General features: G+C 76.3%; 2 protein-coding genes. One reads left to right on the top strand and one right to left on the bottom strand.

Annotated elements, in window-relative coordinates; translation table 11 throughout:
- Positions 1–603: hypothetical protein (locus tag FIF60_RS21850; protein WP_204251286.1), on the top strand; the 603-nt coding region annotated here is incomplete at its 5' end.
- Between the two features lie 7 nt (positions 604–610).
- On the opposite strand, the gene FIF60_RS21425 is transcribed toward FIF60_RS21850, so the two are convergent.
- On the bottom strand, positions 611–1401 hold a 791-nt coding region (locus FIF60_RS21425), incomplete at its 5' end, for a tetratricopeptide repeat protein (protein WP_144300317.1).

The raw sequence follows: 1401 nt of genomic DNA, 5'->3' as shown, positions 1-1401 counted from the left end.
CCGCGCCAGGTCGCCCGCGTCGCGCCGCCACCACCGCCGCCTGCGCCGCAGGCCGGCCCGGCCTTCCCCGGCCGTGGCGCGACGGTGCGCGTGCTCACGCGGGAGATCCCGCTTCCCGCAGGTCCCTGGCGCGAGGCGGCGCGCTGGGTCGACCAGTCCGACCCGACCCTCGGCGTCGGCTTCCGGCAGCTCTTCCCGGTGCACAACGTCATCCTCGTCCAGGAGAAGGACGGCCGGCCGATCGCCGCCATCCGCGTGATGGCGACCGACAATGGCGGCGAGATCACGGGCTGGAGCGCGCCGCTGAGCTGCCGGCCGGAGGGCTCGTCCGCGCGCGGCTTCGTCTCGACCGCGGGGCTCTACCTCGACTGCTGGCAGGTGCGCCGGCGCGAGGCAGCGCAGACCGCGTTCACCCGCCAGCTGCCAGGTGCGGCGTTGGTGTCCTCCCTCCATGCGGTGGGCGACAGCCGGAACATGATGGAGGTGGAATACGCCTTCGCCACCGTACCGCCCGAGCGGCTCGCCGCCTGGGCACCGGCGGCGCAGGCAGCGCTCCAGCGCGGCTACCAGGGCAGCCTGGGCGAGGGGCTTCCCTCGCCCTGAGCGGCGTTCAGCGCCTCGGCGCGGCAGGCGGAGAAGGAGGAGGGCGCGGGATCACAGGCTCGCCGCCGCGCGGCGGCGCCGCGGCGGCGGCCGGCGCCTGCGACGGGGCTTCCGACATCCGCGCGATGTTGCGCGCCGCGAGTGCCGCGGTCGCCGTTTCGGGAGCGATGCGGATCGCCTGCTCCCAGTCCCGCCTCGCGCCGGGGAGGTCGTTCGCCGCGTGGCGCAGAAGCCCGCTTTCCAGCCAGGCTTCCTGGTTCATGCCGTCGCGCTCGAGAGCGCGGGCGATGTCGTCGCGCGCAAGCGCGGGCTGGCCGAGCTGTCGCCAGGCGGAGGCGCGCAGGACATAGGCGTCCGCCCGGTAGGGGCGGAGGTCGACCACCCGTGTCAGGTCGTCGATCGCCTCCTCGAATCGGCCGGCGGAGGCGGCGATGACGGCGCGGTCGGTCAGGAGGTCGGGGTCCTCGGGGCGAAGCACCAGCGCCAGCGTGGCGGCGCCGTAGGCGCGGTCGAGAGCGCCCTGCTCGAGCCAGATCTGGCCCGCCTGGGCGAGAAGCGCTGCCCGTGCGTCGCGCGGGGCGAGCCCGTTCTGGCCGAGCTCCTCGAGGAGGTCCGCCGCGCGCGTGCCCTCGCCCGCGCGCAGATAGGCGATCGCCTCGCAATGGGCAGCGGCGTCCCCGCCGCCCTCCTCGCGCCAGCGCCGCGCCTCGGCGACGCCGCGCTCGGGGTCGATGAGCGCGAGCGCCATGCAGCGGTCGTAGCCCGCATCCTCGGCCGCCCGGGCGGGGCGGCGCGCCT

It is taken from the genome of Elioraea rosea, assembly GCF_007644105.1.
Taxonomy (GTDB): Bacteria; Pseudomonadota; Alphaproteobacteria; order Acetobacterales; family Acetobacteraceae; genus Elioraea_A; species Elioraea_A rosea.
The sequence above is the reverse complement of the archived record's forward strand: the minus strand, read 5'-3'. Positions and strand labels throughout refer to the sequence as shown.